Below are 22,439 nucleotides of genomic sequence, written 5' to 3' on the forward strand. Positions count from 1 at the left end.
GCCAGGTCTCCACGAATGACGTTGTGATTCGCGCTTAAACAAGATATTTCGCGAGCTAATTGAAGCTCACAAATAAAGTGCTCGTTGTGGTGTAAAATGAGCGTATGATGCTCGCAAAGAGAATAGAGAAATCATAGTTATAAGGATCGGTTGATTATGTACGCGCTGACTAACTGTAAAATCTACACGGGGAGTGATGTACTGGTAGACCATGCTGTGGTGATTAAAGGCGATTTAATCGACTCAGTATGTCCGGTATCAGAGCTGCCTGAAGGCATTGAAATTAAAGACCTGCAAGGCGCTAATGTAAGCCCTGGTTTCATCGACCTGCAACTGAACGGTTGTGGCGGCGTGATGTTGAACGACGAAATCACGGCTGACACCATGCACATCATGCATCAAGCGAACCTGAAATCCGGTTGTACCAGCTTCCTGCCGACATTGATAACGTCATCCGACGACAACATGCGTCAGGCCATTGCTGCCGCCCGCGAGTATCAGACTCGTTATCAAAATCACTCTCTCGGCTTGCATCTGGAAGGCCCTTATCTGAATGTGATGAAAAAAGGCATTCACAGCGTTGACTACATCCGCCCTTCTGACAGCAGCATGATCGATTACATTTGCGAAAATGCAGACGTGATCGCCAAGGTAACGCTGGCGCCAGAGCACAATGACCCAGAACATATTCGTCGCCTGAAAGACGCCGGCATTGTGGTATCCATCGGTCATACCAATGCTACCTACACCGAAGCACGCAAAGGCTTTGAAGCCGGCATTAGCTTTGCCACGCACCTATTCAATGCCATGACACCAATGGTTGGTCGAGAGCCTGGCGTGGTGGGTGCTATCTACGATACTCCTGAAGTGTACGCCGGCATCATTGCTGACGGTTTCCATGTGGATTACGCTAACATCCGTATCGCACATAAAATCAAAGGTGAAAAGCTGGTATTAGTGACAGATGCCACAGCTCCTGCAGGTGCTAACATCGATCACTTTATTTTTGTCGGTAAGAAAGTATATTACAAAGATGGTAAGTGTGTTGATGAAAACGGCACACTGGGCGGCTCAGCCCTGACGATGATTGAAGCAGTTCAGAATTCGGTTGAGCACGTCGGTATCGCTTTGGATGAAGCATTACGGATGGCTACTTTGTATCCGGCAACTGCAATCGGTGTAGACCATAAACTCGGCCGTATCCGACCGGGGATGGTGGCCAACCTGACTGTCTTTGACCGTGACTTCGCTGTCCAGGCGACAACTGTTAACGGACAATACGAGCATAAATAAGAATGAATGGCGGACAGATTGGTAACGTAGACTTAGTCAAACAACTCAACAGCGCAGCTGTATATAGACTCATCGACCAACAAGGTCCGATCTCCCGGATTCAGGTCGCTGACGTCAGTCAGCTTGCTCCGGCAAGTGTTACAAAAATCACCCGCCAACTTTTGGAACGCGGCCTGATCAAAGAGGTCGCGCAACAAGCGTCGACCGGCGGTCGACGGGCCATTTCCCTTACCACCGAAGTCGAGCCGTTCCATTCCGTCGCCGTGCGTCTTGGACGGGACTACATTCAATTCAGTCTGTACGATCTCGGTGGCAAAGAATTGGCGTCGGCTCAAGTTGAATTTTACTACACCAACCAGAGCGAGCTGGTGGATGGCCTGACGACACACCTTAAGCAGTTTGTCGCCGACCATAAAAATCAGATCAATCAGTTGATTGCAGTGGGCGTTGCCCTGCCCGGCTTAGTCAACCCGGAAACCGGGGTGGTTGAATACATGCCCAATACGGACATCGACAGCCTGGCGCTGAGCGACATTATCCGCGAACTTTTTCACGTAGAATGTTTTGTCGGCAACGACATTCGTGGCATGGCGCTGGCAGAACACTATTTTGGCGCCAGCCGAGATTGCAGAGATTCGATTCTGGTCAGTGTCCATCGGGGCACAGGGGCTGGCATTATTGTCAATGGTCAGGTATTTCTGGGCTCCAACCACAACGTGGGTGAAATCGGCCATATTCAGATCGATCCGCTGGGTGAACAATGTCAATGTGGCAACTTTGGCTGTCTGGAAACCGTCGCCGCCAACCCAGCGATTGTTTCCCGTGTCAAAAAGCTGATCGCGCAAGGTTATGAGTCCAGTCTGGCAGACCTAGAAAGCATCACCATAAAGGATGTCTGTGAGCACGCCAATAGTGGCGATGAACTGGCCAAACAAAGCTTAGTTCGGGTCGGCAATCAGCTCGGCAAAGCAATCGCCATCACCATCAACTTGTTCAACCCTCAAAAAGTGATCATCGCAGGCGACATCACCCGCTGCGAGGACATTCTGTTTCCCGCCATTCGCCGCAATGTCGAAAACCAATCGCTGACCACGTTCCATAACGGCCTGCCGATTGTCGCCTCTGAGATTGACAATCAACCGACCATTGGCGCTTTTGCCATGATCAAACGGGCAATGCTCAACGGTGTTTTGTTACAAAAATTACTGGAAGATTAAACATATACTCAACGAATTGCGTTACACTTACGGGCCGTGTCTTGTGACACCGCCCGTTTTTGATCTTTCATCTGAATAAGCTTTTCACCCGTATGGAACTACTGCTGATCTCCGCGGCGTTCGTCGCCGGTTTTGTTGCACTGAGACTGAATTTGCCCCCTCTGGTTGGGTTTCTGCTGGCTGGGTTTGCCCTCAATGCCTACGGTTTTGAAACCAACAGCACCATAGATACGCTCGCCGATCTCGGCGTGACACTGCTGCTGTTTACCATTGGCCTCAAGCTAGACGTCAAAACCCTGCTTTCCAAAGAAATCTGGGCTGGCGCTAGCATACACAACCTGCTGTCGACGTTAATTTTCAGCATGATTCTGCTGTGCCTTAAGTTGCTTGGCGTATCATCCATTGAAGCAATGGGCCTTCAGGAAGTGCTGCTGCTCAGCTTTGCCCTGTCTTTCTCTAGCACCGTGTTTGCCGTGAAAGCGCTGCAAGAAAAAGGTGAGATGAACTCCACATACGGTTCCATCGCCATTGGCATACTGGTCATGCAGGATATCTTTGCGGTGATCTTCCTGACCGCCTCAACGGGCAAGCTGCCAGAATGGTACGCGCTCGCCCTGTTTGCCCTTCCGCTGCTGCGACCGCTGTTCTTCGAATTGCTCGACTGGGTCGGACACGGTGAAATGCTGGTGTTGTTCGGTATCTTCTTTGCGTTGGTGGTCGGTGCCGGCCTGTTTGAACTGGTTGGTATGAAAGCCGATCTCGGCGCACTGATCATGGGTCTGATGCTGGCCGGACACAAAAAAGCGTCTGAACTGTCCAAGTCTTTATTTAACCTGAAAGAACTCTTTTTGGTGTGCTTCTTCCTCAGTATCGGCCTGGAAGAGCACCCGAGCCTGTCTGGTCTCGCTCTGGCCGTAGTGTTCCTATTGATGCTGCCGCTTAAAGGGGCGCTGTACTTTTTTGTCCTTAACCGTTTCAAGTTTCGTGTACGCACGTCGCTGCTAGCCTCTCTGAGTCTATTTAACTACAGCGAGTTTGGACTGATTGTCGGTGGTCTGGCATTCAAGATGGGTTGGATGAGCGGCGACATTCTGGTCGCTATCGCTCTGGCGGTTTCGATTTCGTTTGTCTTATCTGCGCCTATCAATCGCATGGGCCATGACATCTACCGTAAATCCGGCCGCTGGCTGAAAGAACATGCCGCCGAAGAACTGAATGTCCGCGATCAATTGATCAATCCTGGCAGTGCGCAAATTCTGATCCTTGGCATGGGCCGGATCGGAAGTGGGGCATACGATGCACTCAGAACTCGTTACGGCAAAGTGTGCCTTGGGGTTGAGATCCGTGACGATGCAGCCCAATTGCACCGTAAAGAGGGGCGGAATGTGATTGCCGGAGACGCCACCGATCCAGACTTCTGGGAGCGTATCTTGGATACGGGCCGGGTCAAGTTGGTTCTGCTGGCGATGCCGAATCATCAAGGAAATCAGATCGCGCTGGAACAACTGCGCAGCCGCGGTTACACCGGTCAGATAGCGGCGATTGCCGCTTATCAGGACCAAATGGATGAACTGCTCAATAACGGCGCCGACGCGGCTTTCAATATCTACAATGAAGCCGGTAGCGGTTTCGCTCGCCACGTTTGTGACCGACTGCATGTCACCTTTGACCACGTTCGATAAACTGTCTTAACAAGAAAGAGGTGCCAAAACGCCTCTTTTTAACCCCCATTCTGTTTAAAAAGCGTCCGCACTTAACTTTTGTTCACTCAAACAGAGTTAACATTAAATAAAATCCACCTCAATGGCTTTTATATAAACTTTTCAATCAATCCTGGTTGCTTTTTTTAATCAAACTGGCACATTTTAACTCATCAGGTTAAACAAGATTTAAAAAAGGATGTGGTTATGTGCTCTATCTTCGGTATTCTAGACATCAAAAGTGATGCAACGGCATTGCGCCCTGTCGCTCTGGAAATGTCTAAAAAACTTCGTCATCGTGGCCCTGACTGGTCAGGAATTTACTCGTCAGACAAAGCCATTCTGGCTCACGAACGCTTGGCGATCGTTGGACTCAATAGCGGTGCACAACCCCTTTACAGCCCAGACAAAAAACTGATCCTGGCGGTAAACGGCGAAATCTATAACCACAAAGAAATTCGTGCCCGTTACGAAGACAAGTATGAGTTTCAGACCGATTCGGATTGCGAAGTCATTCTGGCGCTCTATCAAGACATGGGGGCCGACCTGTTGGAAGAACTCAACGGCATTTTTGCTTTTGTGCTCTACGATGAAGAAAAAGACCAGTATCTGGTTGGGCGTGACCATATCGGCATCATTCCGCTGTATCAGGGACACGATGAACACGGCAACTATTACGTGGCATCAGAAATGAAAGCGCTGGTTCCGGTATGTAAAACCGTCAGCGAGTTCCCCCCAGGCAGCTACTACAGCTCAACCGACAGCGAACCGCAACGTTACTACGTCCGTGACTGGAACGAATACGCAGCGGTCTCCGGCAACAGCACCAGCAAAGAGGAACTGACGGAAGCGCTTGAAGCCGCCGTCAAACGCCAGCTCATGACGGACGTGCCATACGGGGTTCTGCTGTCTGGCGGCCTGGATTCTTCCATCACTTCAGCGATCGCCAAACGTTTCGCCGCGATGCGTATTGAAGATGATGAACAGTCAGAAGCCTGGTGGCCACAGCTGCACTCCTTTGCCGTTGGCTTGGAGGGCGCACCGGATCTCAAAGCGGCGCGTGAAGTTGCCGATAAAATTGGAACCGTCCACCATGAAATGACCTACACCATTCAAGAAGGTCTGGACGCGATTCGTGATGTGATTTACCACATTGAAACTTATGACGTCACCACCATTCGCGCGTCCACACCTATGTTCCTGATGGGACGCAAGATTAAAGCGATGGGCATTAAAATGGTGTTGTCCGGTGAAGGGGCTGACGAGATCTTCGGTGGTTACCTGTACTTCCACAAAGCACCGAATGCCAAAGAGTTCCACGAAGAAACCGTACGCAAACTGTTGGCACTGAACATGTTTGACTGCGCACGCGCCAACAAATCTCTGGCCGCTTGGGGAGTCGAGGGGCGCGTACCGTTCCTTGATAAAGAGTTTATCGACGTGGCGATGCGCCTGAACCCGCAAGATAAAATGTGTGGCAACGGCAAAATGGAGAAGCACATTTTGCGTGAGTGTTTCGAACATTATCTGCCTGATTCCATCGCCTGGCGTCAGAAGGAGCAGTTCTCTGACGGCGTAGGTTACAGCTGGATCGATACGCTCAAAGAAGTGGCCGAAGCGAAAGTGACTGAGCAACAGATGGAAACGGCTAAGTTCCGTTTCCCGTACAACACCCCAACAACCAAAGAGGGTTATGTTTACCGCGAGATCTTTGAAGAGTTGTTCCCACTGCCATCGGCTGCGGAATGTGTCCCAGGCGGTCCTTCTGTCGCATGTTCTTCAGCCAAAGCCATCGAATGGGATGAGTCGTTCAAAAACTGTGTCGACCCGTCTGGCCGTGCGGTTCAAACCGTTCACAACGATGCCTACGCAGCCGCTGAATAAACCATTAAAAGGCACCGTCAGGTGCCTTTTTTACATATCTAAATCTTTGTTGTCGATACTCATCGGCACCGACTGATTGATCATTTTCACCAGCATAATCGAACGGGCTTCCCCATCGGCTTCCTGATAAATCGCATCAATGCCAGCAAACTGACCACTTTTCACCCGCAGTACCTGACCCTTTTCAGGTAACGCATCCTGGGGAACCTCTACTTCGCTTCCCTCCATCTGTTTCAGGGTATAAATCAAATCTCCCTGAAGTTCCTGAGGGTAGCGGCCCTGGCGAACGAAATCCACCACGCCACGGGTGGAACGGACCGCAGTAAAGCTTGGTCCCTGCTCAAAATCAAAACGAACAAACACGTAACAGGGAAACAAAGGTTCGCGTTTCTTGATCCGTTTTCCACGCGCCATTTTTTCGAGCGAAATTTCCGGGTAGTAACACTCTACTCCCTGATTTTCCAGGTTCAGTTTCGCTCTTGTCTGTTCGCCGCGCTTACAATAGAGGAGATACCAACGTTTCATATTTCTAGCCAATTGTATTTTTTGCCAATTCTAACATTTCATCTCCCCTTCAGAAAGATTGCATCCAGTTAAACAATGCCAAGCCACTGATATATCAGCAATAATTATTACCAAAAATGAAATCTTACTTTTCACCACAATTTCAACTCGAGAAGTGACACCAAAGAACAATTATTTCAACCAGTTACAAAGAATTAATATTCATTGCAAAATATCACCGTATTGCAGTCTGAATAACTAAAGGGTATACGTAACTGTCGAATAAAATCCTTTCATAATCATAATTAGTAAAACTTATTATTGTTGGTAACCTTTACTAACATTTCCTGCCTTTACTTGGCCATTCCGGCCGAAAGTACCTGGCAAGCAATACAGGAAAACCTACTATGTCCGACTTGAATATATTCAAGCAACCTAAGTCTTTTTATCTGATCTTTTCGATTGAGTTCTGGGAGCGTTTCGGCTTCTACGGCATGCAAGCCATTCTCACCGTCTACCTAGTGAAAATCATGGGGATGGACGAGTCAAACTCGTTTGTCCTGTTTGGTGCTTTCTCTGCACTGGTGTTTGGTTTCGTCGCAGCTGGTGGCTGGATTGGTGACAAGCTGATCGGTACAAAGCGAGCAATCACGCTTGGTGCCATCATTCTAATGTTCGGCTATCTGTTACTGGGTCTGTCAACCACTAAACAACACTTTGGCGGTGAAACACTGATCTACATCGCGATGGGCTTTATTACTGTCGGTAACGGCTTGTTCAAAGCCAACCCATCCAGCTTGCTGGCAAAAGTGTACCCGGAAAACGATCCACGCCTCGATGGCGCCTTCACCATGTATTACATGGCGATCAATCTGGGGTCGTTCTTCTCGATGATCCTGACGCCACTCGTTGCAGAGAGGATGGGCTATGGCATGGCGTTTGGTGTCAGTGCCATCGGCTTGGCCATCACAGTCGTCAACTTTGTGATGTGTCAGCGCATGCTAAAAGGTGTCGGCTCACCTGCGGATCTTGCGCCGGTTGATAAGAGCAAACTATTGATGGTAGCTATCGGCGCTGTGATAGCCAGCTTCGTGTGCAGCTACCTGCTGCAGAACCTGACACTGGCACACATCATCCTGGTCATTGCTGGCCTGACGATTCTGGCATTCTACTTCAAAGAAGCGTTTTCTATTACCGGCCTGGAACGTGCCAAAATGCTCGTGGCTTTCGTTCTGATGTTGCAGGGTGTGGTTTTCTTCGTTCTGTATTTCCAGATGCCAACCTCACTGAACTTCTTCGCCATTCACAACGTAACCCACGATATTCTGGGTATGAATGTCGCTCCGGAACAGTTCCAGGCGCTGAACCCATTCTGGATCATGATCGCCAGCCCGGTTCTGGCGATGCTGTATGGCAAGATGGGCGATCGTCTGGCAATGCCATTTAAGTTCGCCACTGGTATGGTACTGTGTGCGCTCTCCTTCCTGGTACTGGGTTGGGGTGTCAACTTCGCCAACGCGGATGGCATCATCAGTTCTAACTGGTTGATCGCCAGCTACGCATTCCAGTCGGTGGGCGAGCTGCTGGTATCTGGTCTGGGTCTGGCCATGGTCGCTCAGTTGGTGCCTCAGCGTATGATGGGCTTTGCCATGGGCATGTGGTTTCTGACCTCTGCAACCGCGGCCGTGATCGCCGGCTGGGTTGCCAGCCTGACTTCGGTACCTGCTGGTATCTCCGACGCGCATCAGACCTTGGAAATCTATGGGGATGTATTCTCGAAGATCGGTTACGTCACCGCAGCGGTTGCAGTCGTTACGTTCCTGATTGCACCGAAATTGACGAAAATTTGTAACGGAAAAGTGGATACCGCCGCCGCTCAATCTGAGCAAGCGACCGCCTAATCGGACATTTAAGTCACCCAAAAACCCCGGCCAGTGCCGGGGTTTGTTATATTTGACGCACTGATGCCTGTGGCGCTCAACACAGATGAGGATCCAGCAGCGTTTCCATCATCTCAATGTGTGGATCTGAGTCGTTCAAACACTCAATGTAGGTAAAACGCTCCCCGCCTGCGTGTTGAAATATCTCCAGACACTGCTCGGAAATTTCTTCCAATGTCTCCAGACAGTCGACCGAAAATGCCGGACTGATGATGTCGAGATTGCGCACACCTTTAGACGGCAACGCTTCCAGTGTTTTATCCGTATAAGGCTGGAGCCACTCTTCGCGGCCAAAACGTGACTGATAACTGGTACCAATCTTGTCAGCAGGCAAACCCAGCTCTTCACCCAGTAAACGAGTTGTCTCTTGGCAATGTTGTGGGTAGACATCGCCGTTGTCAGCAAAACGCTTAGGGATGCCATGATAAGAGCAGAGCAAAAACTCGCCTTGACCGTTTTGTTGCCAGGACGCGCGCACTTTAGCCGCCAGTGCTTTGATATACAGTGGATGGTTGTAATAATCGCGAAGCAATGTATAGCCCGGGATCACCGCCATTGTTTTAAACGCTTTCGTCAAGCCATCAGACACTGCGGCTGTCGTAGTACCGGAATATTGTGGATACAAAGGCAACACAAGGATGTGTTCAACCCCTTGCGCCATCAACGCTTCCACCCCAGTTTGCAGACTCGGATTCCCATACGTCATACCAATTTCAACTGGCCGGTTCAGTCGTGCTTGCAGTTTTTGAGCCTGACGCTTGGAAAAGACCAACAACGGAGAGCCTTCATCCATCCAGACACTCTGATACAGTTTGGCGACCTTCGGCGCCCGAACAGGTAAGATCACACCATGCAATAACGGACACCACAGCCAACGAGTCAGATCGACCACCCGATGATCATGGAGAAACTGGCTCAGAAAACGTTTCACTGCCGGAGCAGTCGGTTCATCAGGCGTCCCCAGATTGACCAGCAACACGCCCAGTTTTTTGTAATTCTTCATAGACACCAAAAGCTTATACGTGAAAGAACCTAAGATGTACGTACAGCACAAGGCAAGGGTTCATAAAAAAAGCGACCCATTACGGGTCGCTTTACTATACCAAATCTGAATTACCAGCCGATAGCCAATTATGCCAGTGCTTTCTCAATATCCGCACTCACTTCAGCCACCGCTTTGGTACCGTCGAATTTCAGGTACTGGGTGTTGCCCGCCGCCGCTTCTTTACCGTAGTACTCAATCAAAGGTGCGGTTTGCTCGTGGTATACCCCCAGACGCGCGCGTACGGTCTCTTCTTTATCGTCATCACGTACAACCAGATCTTCACCAGTGACGTCGTCTTTCCCTTCCACTTTCGGCGGGTTGTAAACAACATGGTAAGTACGACCAGAAGCCAGGTGCGCACGACGACCCGCCATACGTTCAACGATAACATTGTCCGCAACGTCGAATTCGATTACGTAGTCGATGTCAATGCCCATCTCTTTTAGGCCATCAGCTTGAGGAATGGTGCGAGGGAAGCCATCCAGCAGGAAGCCTTTCTCACAATCATCCTGAGCGATACGCTCTTTGATCAGACCCAGAATGATATCGTCTGAAACCAGCTGACCAGCATCAATTACAGCTTTCGCTTGTTTGCCAAGCTCAGTACCCGCTTTGATAGCAGCACGCAGCATGTCACCAGTAGAGATTTGTGGAATACCAAACTTCTCCATGATGAACTGAGCTTGTGTGCCTTTACCTGCACCTGGAGCACCTAGAAGAATGATGCGCATGTTTAATCCTCTTTAGAAATGATGTTTATACCGAAGCTCACAATCGCGCCCTACGCTACGGTAAGTTTCGGTATAAGGTAATAATAATCATAAACAGGCAAGCAAAATACACGCCTTAGTTATGACATTCAAGCCCCGAATTCTACCATAAAAATGACTCCCGAGGCCGGGTTTACGACTAAAGAATGCAAACTGAACGGTTTTTCACTGCAGAAAATGAAACAGTTAACCTTTTTCAGCCTTTGTACAGCCTGCAAGAAACAAAAAGCTCGCCAGAAGCGAGCTTTTTCCCGTGCAATGCGATTATTCCACCTTAGTCAAAAGGCTGTTAATCGCGCCAAGGAACTGAGATGGATCTTCCATTGACCCCCGTTCAGCCAGCATCGCCTGCCCCAACAGTACTTCAACCCAGCGACCAAATGCAGCTTCGTCTGCTTCATCCGCCATGCGCTTGACCAGCGGGTGATCCGGGTTGATCTCGAAAATGTACTTCACATCTGGCACCGCTTGTCCGGCGGCCGCCAGCAATTTCGCCATCTGGGTGCCCATTTCAAAATCATCGGTCACCACTACCGCCGGCGTCGACGCCAGCTTGAAGGTTGTGCGCACTTCTTTTACTCGTTCACCCAGGTAAGTTTTGGTGCGTTCCACCACCGACTTGAACTCTTCTTCCGTCTCTTTGCGCTTCTCTTTTTCCGCCTCGTCCTCAAACTGGCTCAGATCTAAGCCGGCTTTGGTGATTGACTGGAAAGATTTGCCATCAAATTCGGTCAGGTAGTTCATCAGCCACTCATCGATGCGATCGTACATCAGAATAACTTCAATGCCTTTAGCTTTGAACTGCTCCAGGTGTGGGCTGCTCTTCGCCGCAGCGTAGCTGTCCGCCGTCAGGTAATAGATCTTGTCCTGACCTTCTTTCATTCGCTCAACATACGAGGCCAGATCCACCGACTGCTCATCCGAGTCCACCTCTGTCGACGCAAAGCGCAGCAGAGCGGCAATCTTTTCTTTGTTGCTAAAGTCTTCCGCCGGGCCTTCTTTCAGTACCAGACCGAACTCTTTCCAGAAACTCTGATACTTATCCGCGTCGTTTTTCGCCAGACGTTCCAACATGGTCAGCACCCGTTTGGTACAGGCATTTCGCAAAGACTGTGTCACTTTGTTGTCTTGCAGAATTTCACGCGAGACGTTCAGCGGCAGGTCATTAGAATCGATCAGACCCCGTACGAAACGCAGATATGACGGCATGAACTGCTCAGCGTCGTCCATGATAAAGACACGCTGGACGTACAACTTCAGACCAGATTTGTGGTCACGGTTGAACATATCCCAAGGCGCTTTGGCCGGGATATACAACAGGCTGGTGTAGTCGTTTTTACCTTCGACACGGTTGTGGCTCCAAAGCAGTGGGTCCGCAAAATCGTGGGACACATGCTTGTAGAATTCGTTGTACTCGTCATCACTGATGTCTGACTTGTTACGCGTCCACAGAGCCTGAGCTTTGTTGATCTGCTCCCACTTGGTTTCCCCTGTTTCGTTGCCGTCTTCATCACGGACTTGGGTCTGAATCGACACTGGAATACCGATGTGATCAGAATATTTGCCAATCACCTCACGCAGACGCCATTCGTTCAAAAACTCTTTGCCGTCTTCGCGCATGTGAAGAATGATGTCCGTACCACGACTCTCTTTGCTGATGGTTTCGATGGTGTACTCACCTTCGCCTTGCGAATACCACTGCACCGCCTGATCAGCCGGCTGGTCAGCCGCGCGAGTGCGTACCGTCACCGCATCAGCCACAATAAATGCCGAGTAAAAGCCGACACCAAACTGGCCGATAAGTTGAGAATCTTTACTCTGCTCTTGCGACAGTTTGGAGAAGAATTCCGCGGTTCCGGATTTGGCAATGGTACCCAGATGCTCAATCACATCTTCGCGGCTCATACCAATACCGTTGTCGGAAATGGTCAATGTGTTGTTGTCCTGATCAAACGACAGCTTGACGCCCAGGTCAGCATCACCCTGATACAAATCCGGATCAGAAAGAGCCTGGAAACGTAATTTGTCTGACGCATCGGATGCGTTCGAGATCAGTTCACGCAGGAAAATCTCTTTGTTTGAATAAAGAGAATGAATCATCAAGTGAAGTAGCTGTTTTACTTCAGACTGGAAACCACGAGTTTCTTTGTTCTGTGTAGCTGTTTCGCTCATGTTAACTCCATGACATCTTGGACCGGATCTCCGGCGGAATGGCCGTCGGAGACTATTGATATTTGCTATTTAACATGAGGATGACAAATGTAAATTCAAGGTCAAAAACCATAAAAACAATATTTTTTTTGATTTGTTTTGAGTTATCCTTGGGCGGCAAGTTATCAATTTATCTAAATTCCCCTGTTCCAGTTTGCTATTTTAGAGAGCCGATTCCGGAATTAAACTGACCAAACAGTCCAATTATAAGAAGAGCTAAATGAGTAACATAGGCACAAAGTTTATCTTAGCTAACCGATTTACTTTTGACCCCAATAGTAACTCACTGGTCGATCAGTCAAATGACAATGAGGTTGTCAGACTCGGCAGCAACGAAAGTCGTATCCTGCTGATGCTGTCTGAGCGCCCTAACGAGGTTGTCTCGCGCAATGATCTGCACGAGTTCGTCTGGCGTGATCAAGGTTTTGAAGTGGATGACTCGAGCCTGACCCAGGCCATTTCAACATTACGCAAAATGTTGAAAGATTCCACAAAATCCCCCCAGTTTGTGAAAACCGTCCCCAAACGTGGTTATCAGTTGATTTGTAACGTTGAGCGCTCTGCCCCGCTATCGGGTCAGGAAAATACCGGCCAGGACGAGATTGACACGGAAGAGAGCGCAATCGTTTCCGCCGATGGTCTCCCCCCGTCCGCAGAGAGCGAAACCATGACGGAGCCACAGCCGTCTGTGACGCCAACATCAACCCCGGTACGCCGGGCAAAAACCAGCATGCTGACCAAGATCCTGTTATTAGTGGCTATCTTGCTGCCATTGTGTGTGGTGCTGTTTACCAACCCGTCTGAGTCGAAATTCCGTGAACTGGCAATTTATGACAACGTCCCGGTGATGACCCCAATTAATCACCCAGACCTGTCGCGCTGGCTGCCATCCATCGAACAATGTGTGAGAAAATACAATGAATCTCACGCTGATCGCAGCAAGCCCGATCAAATCATCGCGACCGGTGGGCAGAACAATCAGCTCATCCTCAATTACATTCATTCCATCGCTCAATCCGGTGAAAACATCACTGTGCGCATATTTGCCGAGCAGGAAGACCTGGGAAAAGTGTGTAAATAAGGGCCGAGAAGAATGAACGAAAAAATTGCAGTATTAATTCTGGCGTTATCTGCGGCTTTCAGCGGCTGGCTCTATTGGGGCAGCGATCTGAAAGTGGAGCAGGTACTGACCGCCAAAGAGTGGCAATCGAAGATGGTCACCGTGATCACCGACAAGATACCAGAAAGCTCAGTAGGGCCGCTGCGTAAAGTCGCAGTGGACTCGAATGTAAAGTATCTGCCAAATGGCACGTATATTCGCGTCTCATCAGTACGTCTGTTTGCTGAAAACACCGCAAATCAGAGTGTGATCAATATTTCGGAAACGGGTGAGTGGAACATTAGTGATAATTATCTGCTGATCACACCGACCGAGTTCAAAGACATTTCGTCTGCCGACTCAAAAGATTTCACTCAGGAGCAGTTGGAGCTCATCACTCAGATCTTTAAGATGGACGCGCAACAAAGCCGTCGTATCGACGTGATCAACGAGAAATCGCTGTTGCTAACTAGTCTCAGCCACGGCTCAACGGTCTTGTTTACCAACTAAACCACATACGATTAGGGGCATTTTCATGCCCCTTTTAATTCGCTGTAAAAACCGACCTGCCCAAGCGGCCACTTGACCCAACGAGCCCGCCCCCGCATGATGTTTTTCCTAACTCGATCCTGAGCAATACACTCCAAAGAGGGACAGATGGAAAAAGCACGTATTGATATTTACTACTGCCGCCAATGCAATTGGATGCTTCGTTCTGCCTGGCTGGCGCAAGAATTACTCCACACCTTCAGCGAAGAAACTGAACAGGTTGCATTGCATCCCGATACGGGCGGACGATTTGAAGTGTTCTGTAATGGTCAGCGGATATGGGAGCGCAAAGCAGAAGGGGGCTTTCCGGAAGCAAAACAACTCAAACAACGGGTGCGCGATATCATCGCCCCGGAGCGCAATTTAGGTCACTCCGATTCTAAATAAACAGGGCAGCCAAGATGCAGCCCTGCCGGTTTGAGTTTACAACGGAGTGTGCACCATAATCTGCTCGTCAAAACTACGCACTTCGAGTCGGCCTTGATGATAAAGACCATAACTGGGTGGTAAACCATTGCGCGGGAACGTGACTGACCCCGGATTGAAAATAAACTGTTGTTGGTTGCGCTCTGCAACCGGAACATGGGTGTGTCCATGCACAATAACATCACCATCGCGCAGCGGCGGGCGTTTTTCAGCATTGTACAAATGACCGTGAGTCAGAAATAGACGCTGACCGGAAGGCAACATTACCCACGCATAATCTGCCATCACCGGAAACTGCAGCAACATCTGATCGACCTCACTGTCACAATTGCCCCGAACCGCAATAATCTCGGATGCGTACTGGTTGAGAGCCTCAGCCACGGCGCTCGGCTGATAATGCTCCGGGATCGGGTTTCTCGGCCCGTGGTTGAGCATATCACCCAACAGGATCAATCCATCACACCCCAAACGCTGATATTGCGCTAACGTGCGTTCTGTTGCAGCCAAATCCCCATGTAAATCGGATGCGAAAAAGAGTTTCACAACGTCACCTCCTTACTGTTTATAAGGAAATTCTACGCCGTTTGGCTTTCTTCGTCATCCAATGCCATGCCATTAATCACAATGTTGTTGTAACTGACCATACCAATGACGCGACCATTCTCAATCACCGGAGCACGGCTGATCCCAAAACGCTCAAACAGCCGAGCACAATATTTAACGTTCATCTCCGGTGAAACCGATAAGGCCGGCTTGGTCATGATCTCGTAGATGTTGGTGCGCTTGGGGGAGCGATTTTGCGCCAGAACCTTTTTCGCGATGTCGTTCATTAACACCAGTCCGAATTCATCGTCATCATGGCGCTTACTGACCACCAGGGCTTTCACTTCGTGCTGCCGCGCCAAGGCAATGCCTTCATGTACTGTCGTCAGACCGTCAATCATCACATAAGTGTTGGCCATGACATCTCTGACTCGAATCACCGTATGACTTTTCATAGTTCATCCTCCACCACTTTCGTCAGACGTTCCACCTGATGAGCCACCCCGACCGCGTCCTCGATATCAATCTGAACGGCGATCCCCTGACCGGACTCTTCATCAAACTCCCCAACCTCGCTGATGGTTTCCAGGATCTGCCGTGACAGATGCTCTTCAACCACCAGCAACACCACATCGCGCTGTACTTCGAGGGTCAGACCAAAAAACGTTCGTTTCTGATTCAGTCCCTGCCCGCGGGCATTGTTGATCACCGTCGCCCCAGTCGCCCCTGCCTCACGGGCGGCATCCAGCACTTTGTCGGTTTTACTGTCTTCCACAAATGCCAGAATCAGTTTAAAGCGCATCTTCATCCTCCTGAATGCAAGCTTCTCGGTTGAGCCAGCGTGTAATCTGAGCGTAGCCCATCACTGAAATTATCGGAAACAGGCTGGCAAAAGCGATCAAGCCAAACCCATCAATCATTGGGTTCCGGCCTGGCACCGTCGATGCCAGCCCCAATCCGAGTGCGGCCACCAACGGAACAGTCACGGTTGATGTCGTCACGCCTCCGGAGTCATAAGCCAGGGGCACGATCATTTTGGGAGCGTAGTAGGTTTGAATCACCACTATCAGGTATCCGGCGATGATGTAGTAATGGATCGGGTCGCCGACCACAATCCGGTAGCTACCCAGTGCAATACCGACGGCTACTCCAATCGCAACCGCAATGCGCAACCCGTTTACACTGATGGTCCCCCCTGAGACCTGATTGGCTTTGATCGCGACTGCGATCAACGATGGCTCCGCAATCGTCGTACTAAACCCAATCAGAAATGCAAACAGATAGACCCAGTAATAATCCAGCCAGTCGAGTACCCCACCGACACTGACGCGCACTTGTGCCAGGAAGTCCGGTGCTGTCAGTTGTCTCGCCATGGTTTCCCCGAGCGGAAATAACGCCATCTCCAGACCAAGCAAAAACAAAGACAGACCGATGATGACATACACAAAGCCCAGCAAAACTTTAGGAAGATTGGTCACTGGTTTACGTAAAATCACCAGTTGGAAGCCAAAAATCAGGGTGGTAATAGGAATAACATCGTGAATGGTATCCCATAACGTGTGCAAAAACGCGCTCAGAGCCATCATGACAATACCATTCCGTAAACCATGACAAACATCATTGGCAATAGAGATGCAAACGCGATCAAACCAAACCCGTCCAGCATGGGATTGCGACCTTTTATCGAAGAGGCAAGCCCCACGCCGAGCGCTGTCACCAGAGGAACCGTGATGGTGGAAGTGGTCACTCCGCCCGAGTCATACGCCACACCAATGATCCATTTAGGCGCAAAACTGGTTAACACCATCACGCCGAGATAACCCGCAATGATCACATAATGGATCGGCCAGCCTTTGAGGATCCGTAACACCCCCAACATAATCGCCACACCAACCGACAGTGCCACCGTCAGTCTCAGTCCATTGGCGTAGGATTCACGCTGCATCTGATTGTTGGTGATCACCCCTCCTTCTGCAGCCACTTCTGCCGCTTCCGCCGCAACAGCGGTCAGCGCAGGCTCCGCAACTGTGGTACTAAACCCGAGTCCAAATGCAAATGTCATCAGCCAGAAGATGCTGCCTTTGCGCGCAAACGCTTTTGCCATCGATTCTCCGATTGGAAACAGCCCCATTTCCAAACCAAAAACAAACAACGTCAGCCCGAGTACCACCAGCAGCAAGCCCGACAGAATCGCCCCCATTTGTGGCAGAGGCTCCTGCAAAACCACCAATTGAAAAAAACCGATCACCACGATGATCGGCAGCAAATCCCGAAGACTGCTGAGCAACGCCCGCAACAATGCTCCCAATGCCCTCACTCGTCCTCCGGTATGCCGTCCAGTTGTTTTTATGATGGCAAACCAAGCGCCTGATCGGTGTGATGGAATTATCGTCCTGGACAGAAACGTAACTAAATGTAAAAAAACGTGAAGTTGAATAAAACCTGATGCATAACATACTGTGCGATTAGCAGCATCACGAGCAACAAGTCGCTATAATTGAAAGTGCCTGATTGACGAATCAGTTCGTATAAACCGGATGTTCCCCCACAACATGGCTTCCGGAATGAGGAGACACGGATGAGAATATTACTGACTGGCGGTTCAGGGTTTATCGGCAAAGAGCTGCTTAAACATCTGGCTACCCATCAGATCGTTCTGCTGACCAGAAACGTGGACAACACCAAACGCCTGATCAAGCACGCTGATCTGGGTAATGTTCGCTATATCACCACTCTGGATGACTTTCATGATCTCAATGACTTCGATGCGGTCATCAATCTGGCTGGTGAGCCGATTGCCGACAAGCGCTGGACCCGTGCCCAAAAAAAGCGCATTTGTCAGAGCCGCTGGTCACTGACAGAACAACTGGTCGAACTGATGCATGCCAGTACACAACCACCAGGTGTTTTCATCAGTGGCTCGGCGGTAGGTTATTACGGCGACCAACAACAGCATCCTTTTGATGAGAGTCTGCATGTGCACAACAACGGTTTTCCCCATCAAGTGTGCGCCGAATGGGAAGCCATAGCCAAACGTGCCCGCTCCGACGACACCCGAGTCTGCTTATTGCGCACCGGTTTGGTGCTTGGTCACGACGGCGGCGCTCTGGCGAAAATGCTACTGCCATACAAGCTCGGGCTAGGTGGCCCAATCGGTAACGGTAAACAATATTGGCCCTGGATTCACATCCTCGATATGGTACGCGGTATTGTCTACCTGCTCGAAACCACGCACGCGCATGGTGCATTTAACTTTTGCGCTCCCCATCCGGTAACCAATAGACACTTCAGTGGCACACTGGCAAAAACGCTGCGGCGACCTCATCTCTTGTTTACACCTAAGTGGGCTCTGAAACTGGCGATGGGCGAAAGTTCAGTGTTGTTATTTGATAGCGTCCGCGCTAAGCCCAAACGCCTGACAGAGCTTGGCTTCCAGTTCAGTTACTCCCGTCTGGAGCCGGCCCTGAAAAACCTGTTACAACACGAAGACTAATCCGGTACCCTTAAGTCACTGTAGATCAATGAATTAAGTGGGTTTTCTATGGGCAAGTCGATTCTCATAACAGGTTGCTCCTCCGGCATCGGGTACGAGTGTGCACACGCGTTGCATCAACGCGGCTATCGCGTGATCGCGTCATGTCGTCGACGTGAAGACGTCGAACGTTTACGCGCCGAAGGATTGACCTGCATTCAGCTCGATCTCTCTGACTGTGACAGCATCACTGAGGGCGTACAACAGGCGTTGTCACTGTGCGATGGCCAACTGGATGCGCTGTTCAATAACGGCGCTTATGGTCAGCCTGGCGCTCTGGAAGATCTGCCGACCGATGCGCTCAGAGCTCAATTTGAAACCAATTTTTTCGGCTGGCATGAACTGGTACGGCAACTGCTTCAGGTGCTTCGCCAGCACCAGGGACGCATCATACAAAACAGTTCGGTGCTGGGCTTTGCCGCCATGAAGTATCGCGGCGCTTATAACGCATCAAAGTTTGCTCTGGAAGGCTGGACGGATACTCTGCGTCTTGAGTTACATGGTAGCGGCGTCCATATCTCACTGATTGAACCCGGTCCGATCGAAACCCGTTTTCGCGCAAACGCGCTGCTCGCCTTTCAGCGCTGGATCACGGTGCCCGGCAGTCCCCATCAGACACAATACGAGCAACAGTTAGCCAGATTGGAGAAGGATAAATCCGGTAATGCATTTGTCTTGCCCGCATCCGCTTGTGTTGATCCACTCATTCATGCCCTTGAATCCTCGAGGCCAAAACTGCGCTACCGGATCACCACACCAACCAAAGTGTTCTGGTATCTTAAACGCCTGTTGCCATCGCGCTGGCTCGATGCTCTTTTGCGCCGTGCGGCATGATGGTGTCATTAATCCGTAATAAAGGTGTGTCATTCTCCCTCCTGAAGCTGGAAAGCTCTATCCACAACAACACAGCGTTGCATTCGGCGGAATATGACTATGACCCTAAAGCAATTAAATTGGCTCAGTGTGGGTGTTGCGCTAACTCTATTTCTGGTTTTCTGACACCTTTGCTTGCCTGCCTCCCTTTGGGAGCAACAAAAAACACCGCTTCTGCGGTGTTTTTTGTATTTAACCACCTCAAACGCTTGATAAATGCCGAATTCACCCTTACCTCTAAGGTAATAACTCAAGTGAGCAAGGATTTTTACTATGCAAACCGCCTCCATTGTGGAACTGACCGAGCAGAATTTTCGCGAAGTGCTCGAGGGCTCTGTACAGACTCCGGTACTGATTCATTTCTGGGCACCGATGAGTCAAGAAAGTGCGGCGATCATTCCCGAACTGCAAACGCTGGCACAAAACTACGCAGGCGCCTTTACCCTGGCTTTGCTCAACTGCGAACAACAGCAGGCTATCGCCATGCAATTTGGTGTCCAGGCCTTGCCGACCATCGCATTGTTCGTGAACGGTCAACCAGTCGATGGACTGGGAGGTCCACAACCGCTCGACGCCATTGAACAGATGTTGATCAAACATCTGCCAAGTCAGGATGAGCTGGTTCTGCGTCAAGCGATGGAGCTGGTCGATGAGCACAACTACGCACAAGCGTTGTCATTGTTGCAAACCCTTGCCGAGGAGATCCAACTCAAGGGGGACGTGAAACTGGTGACGGCACAGTGTCTGCTGGAAACCCAACAGTTCGATCAGGCAGAGGCACTACTCGCCACAATTCCGCTCGAATACCAGGACAATGCCTATAAAAGCCTGATCGCCAAACTGGAACTCCACAAACAGGCCGCAGACAGTCCCGAGATTCAGGCTCTGGAGAGTCAATTCAGCCAGGATCCGACCAACGTGCAACTCGCGCACGATCTGGCGATTCAATATCATCAGGTCCAACGTGATGAAGAAGCTTTGGAACTGATGTGGACGATGCTGCGCGGCGATCTCAATGCACTGGATGGCGAAATCAAGAAAACCTTTATGGATGTGCTTAGCGCTCTCGGACAAGGCAATGCGATCGCTGCCAAATATCGTCGTCAGCTTTATTCTCTGCTCTATTAACTTCCACTTACCGTCGATGAAAGGCCGGATAGCCCGGCCTTTTTTGATCGTAAAAACTTGATATCTAGCCGTTATTGCCGCGTGATTTGACTTATACTGGCTAGATCAAAACCACAATAAGGACACATCGTCATGGCTGTTGACTCCCTCATTACCATTGGCGTCTTTATCGCCGTCGCTGTGATTGTGATAGCGGCAGGGATAAAAACCGTTTCGCAAGGGAACCACTGGACGGTTGAACGCTTTGGCCGCTACACCCATACGTTAAAACCCGGCCTCAACATGATCATCCCGTTTATTGATCGCATCGGGCATAAAATCAACATGATGGAACGCGTACTCGACATTCCAGCTCAGGAGGTGATATCGAAAGATAACGCCAACGTGACCATAGATGCGGTTTGTTTCGTGCAAGTCATCGATGCGGCCAAAGCCGCTTATGAAGTGAATGATCTTGAGCATGCTATCCGTAACCTGACTCTGACCAACATCCGGACGGTTCTCGGTTCACTCGAATTGGATGAGATGCTGAGTCAACGCGATATGATCAACACCAAGCTGTTGTCGATTGTTGACCAGGCGACCAACCCCTGGGGAGTTAAGGTCACCCGGATTGAGATTAAAGATGTACGCCCCCCGACTGATTTAACAGCCGCCATGAACGCGCAAATGAAAGCTGAACGTAACAAACGAGCGGAAATCCTTGAAGCCGAGGGGATCCGTCAGGCTGAAATTTTGCGCGCAGAAGGACAAAAACAATCCGAGATCCTCAAAGCGGAAGGCCAGAAGCAGGCCGCAATTCTGCAGGCAGAAGCGCGTGAGCGCGCGGCTCAAGCGGAAGCAAAGGCCACCGAAATGGTATCGAATGCGATTGCTCAGGGTGACATGCAGGCGGTGAACTACTTTGTCGCCCAAGGCTACACCGATGCTCTCAAATCCATTGGTCAGGCAGAAAACGGCAAAATCGTCATGCTACCTTTGGAAGCATCTGGGCTGATGGGCTCCATCGCCGGTATCGCAGAAATGTTCAAACACAGCCAACAACCTTCCGATCACTGAGGTGCACGTGATTCCACTACTTGAACAAATGAACTACTGGCACTGGCTGGCTTTCGGTCTGATCTTGCTGGCGATTGAGCTGCTCGGTACAGCTGGCTACTTTTTGTGGCTTGGGATCTCGGCATTATTGGTTGGGCTACTGATGACCTTACTCCCGATGAGCTGGCAACTGCAATGGGTGGCATTCGGAGTATTTTCGCTGGCTACCACCTGGTTGTGGTGGCGCAGACAACTCACGCGCGACCGCAGTGAAGATGCCCAGCGAAATCTGAATCAGAAACAGAAGCAGTTGATCGGGCAGCGTATCCGTCTGGAGCAAGATGTCGTGATTGGTGCAAATCGAATAAAGCTGGGTGATACCACTTGGTCTGCCCACTCTGAACAAGAGATCAGCGCGGGCAGTCTGGTCGAAGTGGTTGCCGTAGATGGTATTATTCTCGTCATTACACCCGTAAAAAATTAATCAATTTATTAGGTGTTTCACGCAAGGGAAACACCTATAGTCACTCTTATTCACAGAAACACAATATAAACACTTATTATTCAACATATTAATAAGTATATTTCTAAAACAAAGTATCAGATCAAGCGCCATAGTTACATTAATGACTCACTTCCACTCCAATTATCAGATTATTAAAGTTCCTATTTTTCAATGCATTATTA

22 protein-coding genes are annotated in these 22,439 nt (G+C 49.9%); 13 read left to right on the top strand and 9 right to left on the bottom strand.

Translation table 11 applies throughout. From position 1 onward, the window contains the following. Nucleotides 1–156: 156 nt before the first annotated feature. From nagA to asnB, 4 genes are all read left to right on the top strand, one after another. Entirely contained in the window at nt 157–1,293 is a 1,137-nt protein-coding gene (gene nagA, locus CAG64_RS01440; RefSeq protein WP_161488826.1) for an N-acetylglucosamine-6-phosphate deacetylase, read from the top strand. Nucleotides 1,294–1,295: 2 nt separating this feature from the next. Next, nucleotides 1,296–2,510 (top strand): DNA-binding transcriptional regulator NagC, encoded by a 1,215-nt coding sequence (gene nagC, locus CAG64_RS01445; protein ID WP_161488825.1) that lies wholly within the window; start codon nt 1,296–1,298, stop codon nt 2,508–2,510. Between the two features lie 92 nt (nt 2,511–2,602). Continuing rightward, the gene (locus CAG64_RS01450; RefSeq protein ID WP_161488824.1) at nt 2,603–4,192 is read left to right on the top strand and encodes a cation:proton antiporter family protein; all 1,590 of its coding nucleotides are present in this window, start codon (nt 2,603–2,605) and stop codon (nt 4,190–4,192) included. Between the two features lie 225 nt (nt 4,193–4,417). Next, the gene (gene asnB / locus CAG64_RS01455) at nt 4,418–6,094 is read left to right on the top strand and encodes an asparagine synthase B (protein WP_021703793.1); all 1,677 of its coding nucleotides are present in this window, start codon (nt 4,418–4,420) and stop codon (nt 6,092–6,094) included. Between the two features lie 30 nt (nt 6,095–6,124). Here the strand turns inward: asnB and rfaH are convergent, their stop codons facing one another. Further along, a complete protein-coding gene (gene rfaH / locus CAG64_RS01460) occupies nt 6,125–6,619 on the bottom strand; it encodes a transcription/translation regulatory transformer protein RfaH (protein WP_021703792.1) in 495 nt (164 codons plus the stop codon). 359 nt (nt 6,620–6,978) lie between these two features. Here rfaH and dtpA point away from each other — a divergent pair, with 359 nt between their 5' ends. After that, on the top strand, nt 6,979–8,499 hold the full coding sequence (gene dtpA, locus CAG64_RS01465; RefSeq protein ID WP_272924744.1) for a dipeptide/tripeptide permease DtpA: 1,521 nt from the start codon (nt 6,979–6,981) through the stop codon (nt 8,497–8,499). Nucleotides 8,500–8,575: 76 nt separating this feature from the next. On the opposite strand, the gene hemH is transcribed toward dtpA, so the two are convergent. The 3 genes from hemH to htpG all read right to left on the bottom strand — a co-directional run bounded on the left by hemH (nt 8,576) and on the right by htpG (nt 12,525). Further along, nucleotides 8,576–9,541 carry a ferrochelatase gene (gene hemH, locus CAG64_RS01470; RefSeq protein ID WP_161448663.1) on the bottom strand — a complete coding sequence of 322 codons (966 nt, stop codon included), beginning with the start codon at nt 9,539–9,541 and terminating at the stop codon, nt 8,576–8,578. A gap of 128 nt (nt 9,542–9,669) precedes the next feature. Continuing rightward, complete coding sequence (gene adk / locus CAG64_RS01475) at nt 9,670–10,314, bottom strand: adenylate kinase (RefSeq protein WP_021703789.1); 645 nt, start codon at nt 10,312–10,314, stop codon at nt 9,670–9,672. Nucleotides 10,315–10,617: 303 nt separating this feature from the next. Next, on the bottom strand, nt 10,618–12,525 hold the full coding sequence (gene htpG / locus CAG64_RS01480) for a molecular chaperone HtpG (RefSeq protein WP_161448661.1): 1,908 nt from the start codon (nt 12,523–12,525) through the stop codon (nt 10,618–10,620). 259 nt (nt 12,526–12,784) lie between these two features. Here htpG and CAG64_RS01485 point away from each other — a divergent pair, with 259 nt between their 5' ends. The 3 genes from CAG64_RS01485 to CAG64_RS01495 all read left to right on the top strand — a co-directional run bounded on the left by CAG64_RS01485 (nt 12,785) and on the right by CAG64_RS01495 (nt 14,599). Continuing rightward, on the top strand, nt 12,785–13,645 hold the full coding sequence (locus CAG64_RS01485; RefSeq protein WP_161488823.1) for a winged helix-turn-helix domain-containing protein: 861 nt from the start codon (nt 12,785–12,787) through the stop codon (nt 13,643–13,645). 12 nt (nt 13,646–13,657) lie between these two features. After that, complete coding sequence (locus tag CAG64_RS01490; protein ID WP_161453014.1) at nt 13,658–14,173, top strand: regulatory protein ToxS; 516 nt, start codon at nt 13,658–13,660, stop codon at nt 14,171–14,173. Between the two features lie 147 nt (nt 14,174–14,320). Further along, nucleotides 14,321–14,599 (top strand): SelT/SelW/SelH family protein, encoded by a 279-nt coding sequence (locus CAG64_RS01495; protein WP_021703785.1) that lies wholly within the window; start codon nt 14,321–14,323, stop codon nt 14,597–14,599. A gap of 36 nt (nt 14,600–14,635) precedes the next feature. Here CAG64_RS01495 and yfcE read toward each other — a convergent pair whose 3' ends face one another. Genes yfcE through CAG64_RS01520 form a run of 5 tightly spaced genes read right to left on the bottom strand, consistent with a single transcriptional unit; the run spans nt 14,636 to nt 17,498 of the window. Continuing rightward, nucleotides 14,636–15,181 (bottom strand): phosphodiesterase, encoded by a 546-nt coding sequence (yfcE, locus tag CAG64_RS01500; protein ID WP_161488822.1) that lies wholly within the window; start codon nt 15,179–15,181, stop codon nt 14,636–14,638. Nucleotides 15,182–15,213: 32 nt separating this feature from the next. Further along, nucleotides 15,214–15,636 carry a CBS domain-containing protein gene (locus CAG64_RS01505; RefSeq protein ID WP_021703783.1) on the bottom strand — a complete coding sequence of 141 codons (423 nt, stop codon included), beginning with the start codon at nt 15,634–15,636 and terminating at the stop codon, nt 15,214–15,216. Then, nucleotides 15,633–15,983, bottom strand: coding sequence for a P-II family nitrogen regulator (locus CAG64_RS01510; protein WP_021703782.1), 351 nt, complete (start codon nt 15,981–15,983; stop codon nt 15,633–15,635). Before CAG64_RS01510 ends, CAG64_RS01505 begins: the two co-directional genes overlap by 4 nt. Continuing rightward, nucleotides 15,973–16,767 carry a DUF1538 domain-containing protein gene (locus tag CAG64_RS01515; RefSeq protein WP_021703781.1) on the bottom strand — a complete coding sequence of 265 codons (795 nt, stop codon included), beginning with the start codon at nt 16,765–16,767 and terminating at the stop codon, nt 15,973–15,975. Before CAG64_RS01515 ends, CAG64_RS01510 begins: the two co-directional genes overlap by 11 nt. Next, the gene (locus CAG64_RS01520) at nt 16,764–17,498 is read right to left on the bottom strand and encodes a DUF1538 domain-containing protein (RefSeq protein WP_040902221.1); all 735 of its coding nucleotides are present in this window, start codon (nt 17,496–17,498) and stop codon (nt 16,764–16,766) included. The genes CAG64_RS01515 and CAG64_RS01520 overlap by 4 nt, the downstream gene beginning before the upstream one ends. Before the next feature lie 261 nt (nt 17,499–17,759). On the opposite strand from CAG64_RS01520, the gene CAG64_RS01525 reads away from it, so the two are divergent. From CAG64_RS01525 to CAG64_RS01545, 5 genes are all read left to right on the top strand, one after another. Beyond that, a complete protein-coding gene (locus tag CAG64_RS01525) occupies nt 17,760–18,674 on the top strand; it encodes a TIGR01777 family oxidoreductase (protein WP_161488821.1) in 915 nt (304 codons plus the stop codon). Between the two features lie 48 nt (nt 18,675–18,722). Continuing rightward, nucleotides 18,723–19,547 (top strand): SDR family oxidoreductase, encoded by an 825-nt coding sequence (locus CAG64_RS01530; RefSeq protein ID WP_161488820.1) that lies wholly within the window; start codon nt 18,723–18,725, stop codon nt 19,545–19,547. A gap of 312 nt (nt 19,548–19,859) precedes the next feature. Continuing rightward, nucleotides 19,860–20,714: a co-chaperone YbbN gene (locus tag CAG64_RS01535; protein ID WP_161488819.1), complete on the top strand. Its 855-nt coding sequence runs from the start codon at nt 19,860–19,862 to the stop codon at nt 20,712–20,714. A gap of 132 nt (nt 20,715–20,846) precedes the next feature. Continuing rightward, nucleotides 20,847–21,773, top strand: a complete 927-nt coding sequence (locus tag CAG64_RS01540; RefSeq protein ID WP_021703776.1) for an SPFH domain-containing protein — start codon at nt 20,847–20,849, stop codon at nt 21,771–21,773. 7 nt (nt 21,774–21,780) lie between these two features. Then, a complete protein-coding gene (locus CAG64_RS01545; RefSeq protein ID WP_021703775.1) occupies nt 21,781–22,236 on the top strand; it encodes an NfeD family protein in 456 nt (151 codons plus the stop codon). Nucleotides 22,237–22,439 lie beyond the last annotated feature (203 nt).

This window comes from Vibrio sp. V38_P2S17PM301 (genome assembly GCF_009904845.1).
GTDB classification, from domain to species: Bacteria; Pseudomonadota; Gammaproteobacteria; order Enterobacterales; family Vibrionaceae; genus Vibrio; species Vibrio proteolyticus.

Coding starts and splice junctions, on each gene's coding strand:
- CAG64_RS01540 (WP_021703776.1), top strand. CDS start 20,847: ATGGCTGTTGACTCCCTCATTACCATTGGCGTCTTTATCGCCGTCGCT.
- CAG64_RS01510 (WP_021703782.1), bottom strand. CDS start 15,983: ATGCGCTTTAAACTGATTCTGGCATTTGTGGAAGACAGTAAAACCGAC.
- CAG64_RS01535 (WP_161488819.1), top strand. CDS start 19,860: ATGCAAACCGCCTCCATTGTGGAACTGACCGAGCAGAATTTTCGCGAA.
- rfaH (WP_021703792.1), bottom strand. CDS start 6,619: ATGAAACGTTGGTATCTCCTCTATTGTAAGCGCGGCGAACAGACAAGA.
- CAG64_RS01505 (WP_021703783.1), bottom strand. CDS start 15,636: ATGAAAAGTCATACGGTGATTCGAGTCAGAGATGTCATGGCCAACACT.
- asnB (WP_021703793.1), top strand. CDS start 4,418: ATGTGCTCTATCTTCGGTATTCTAGACATCAAAAGTGATGCAACGGCA.
- htpG (WP_161448661.1), bottom strand. CDS start 12,525: ATGAGCGAAACAGCTACACAGAACAAAGAAACTCGTGGTTTCCAGTCT.
- CAG64_RS01450 (WP_161488824.1), top strand. CDS start 2,603: ATGGAACTACTGCTGATCTCCGCGGCGTTCGTCGCCGGTTTTGTTGCA.
- hemH (WP_161448663.1), bottom strand. CDS start 9,541: ATGAAGAATTACAAAAAACTGGGCGTGTTGCTGGTCAATCTGGGGACG.
- nagA (WP_161488826.1), top strand. CDS start 157: ATGTACGCGCTGACTAACTGTAAAATCTACACGGGGAGTGATGTACTG.
- CAG64_RS01490 (WP_161453014.1), top strand. CDS start 13,658: ATGAACGAAAAAATTGCAGTATTAATTCTGGCGTTATCTGCGGCTTTC.
- CAG64_RS01525 (WP_161488821.1), top strand. CDS start 17,760: ATGAGAATATTACTGACTGGCGGTTCAGGGTTTATCGGCAAAGAGCTG.
- CAG64_RS01485 (WP_161488823.1), top strand. CDS start 12,785: ATGAGTAACATAGGCACAAAGTTTATCTTAGCTAACCGATTTACTTTT.
- CAG64_RS01495 (WP_021703785.1), top strand. CDS start 14,321: ATGGAAAAAGCACGTATTGATATTTACTACTGCCGCCAATGCAATTGG.
- CAG64_RS01530 (WP_161488820.1), top strand. CDS start 18,723: ATGGGCAAGTCGATTCTCATAACAGGTTGCTCCTCCGGCATCGGGTAC.
- nagC (WP_161488825.1), top strand. CDS start 1,296: ATGAATGGCGGACAGATTGGTAACGTAGACTTAGTCAAACAACTCAAC.
- adk (WP_021703789.1), bottom strand. CDS start 10,314: ATGCGCATCATTCTTCTAGGTGCTCCAGGTGCAGGTAAAGGCACACAA.
- CAG64_RS01515 (WP_021703781.1), bottom strand. CDS start 16,767: ATGATGGCTCTGAGCGCGTTTTTGCACACGTTATGGGATACCATTCAC.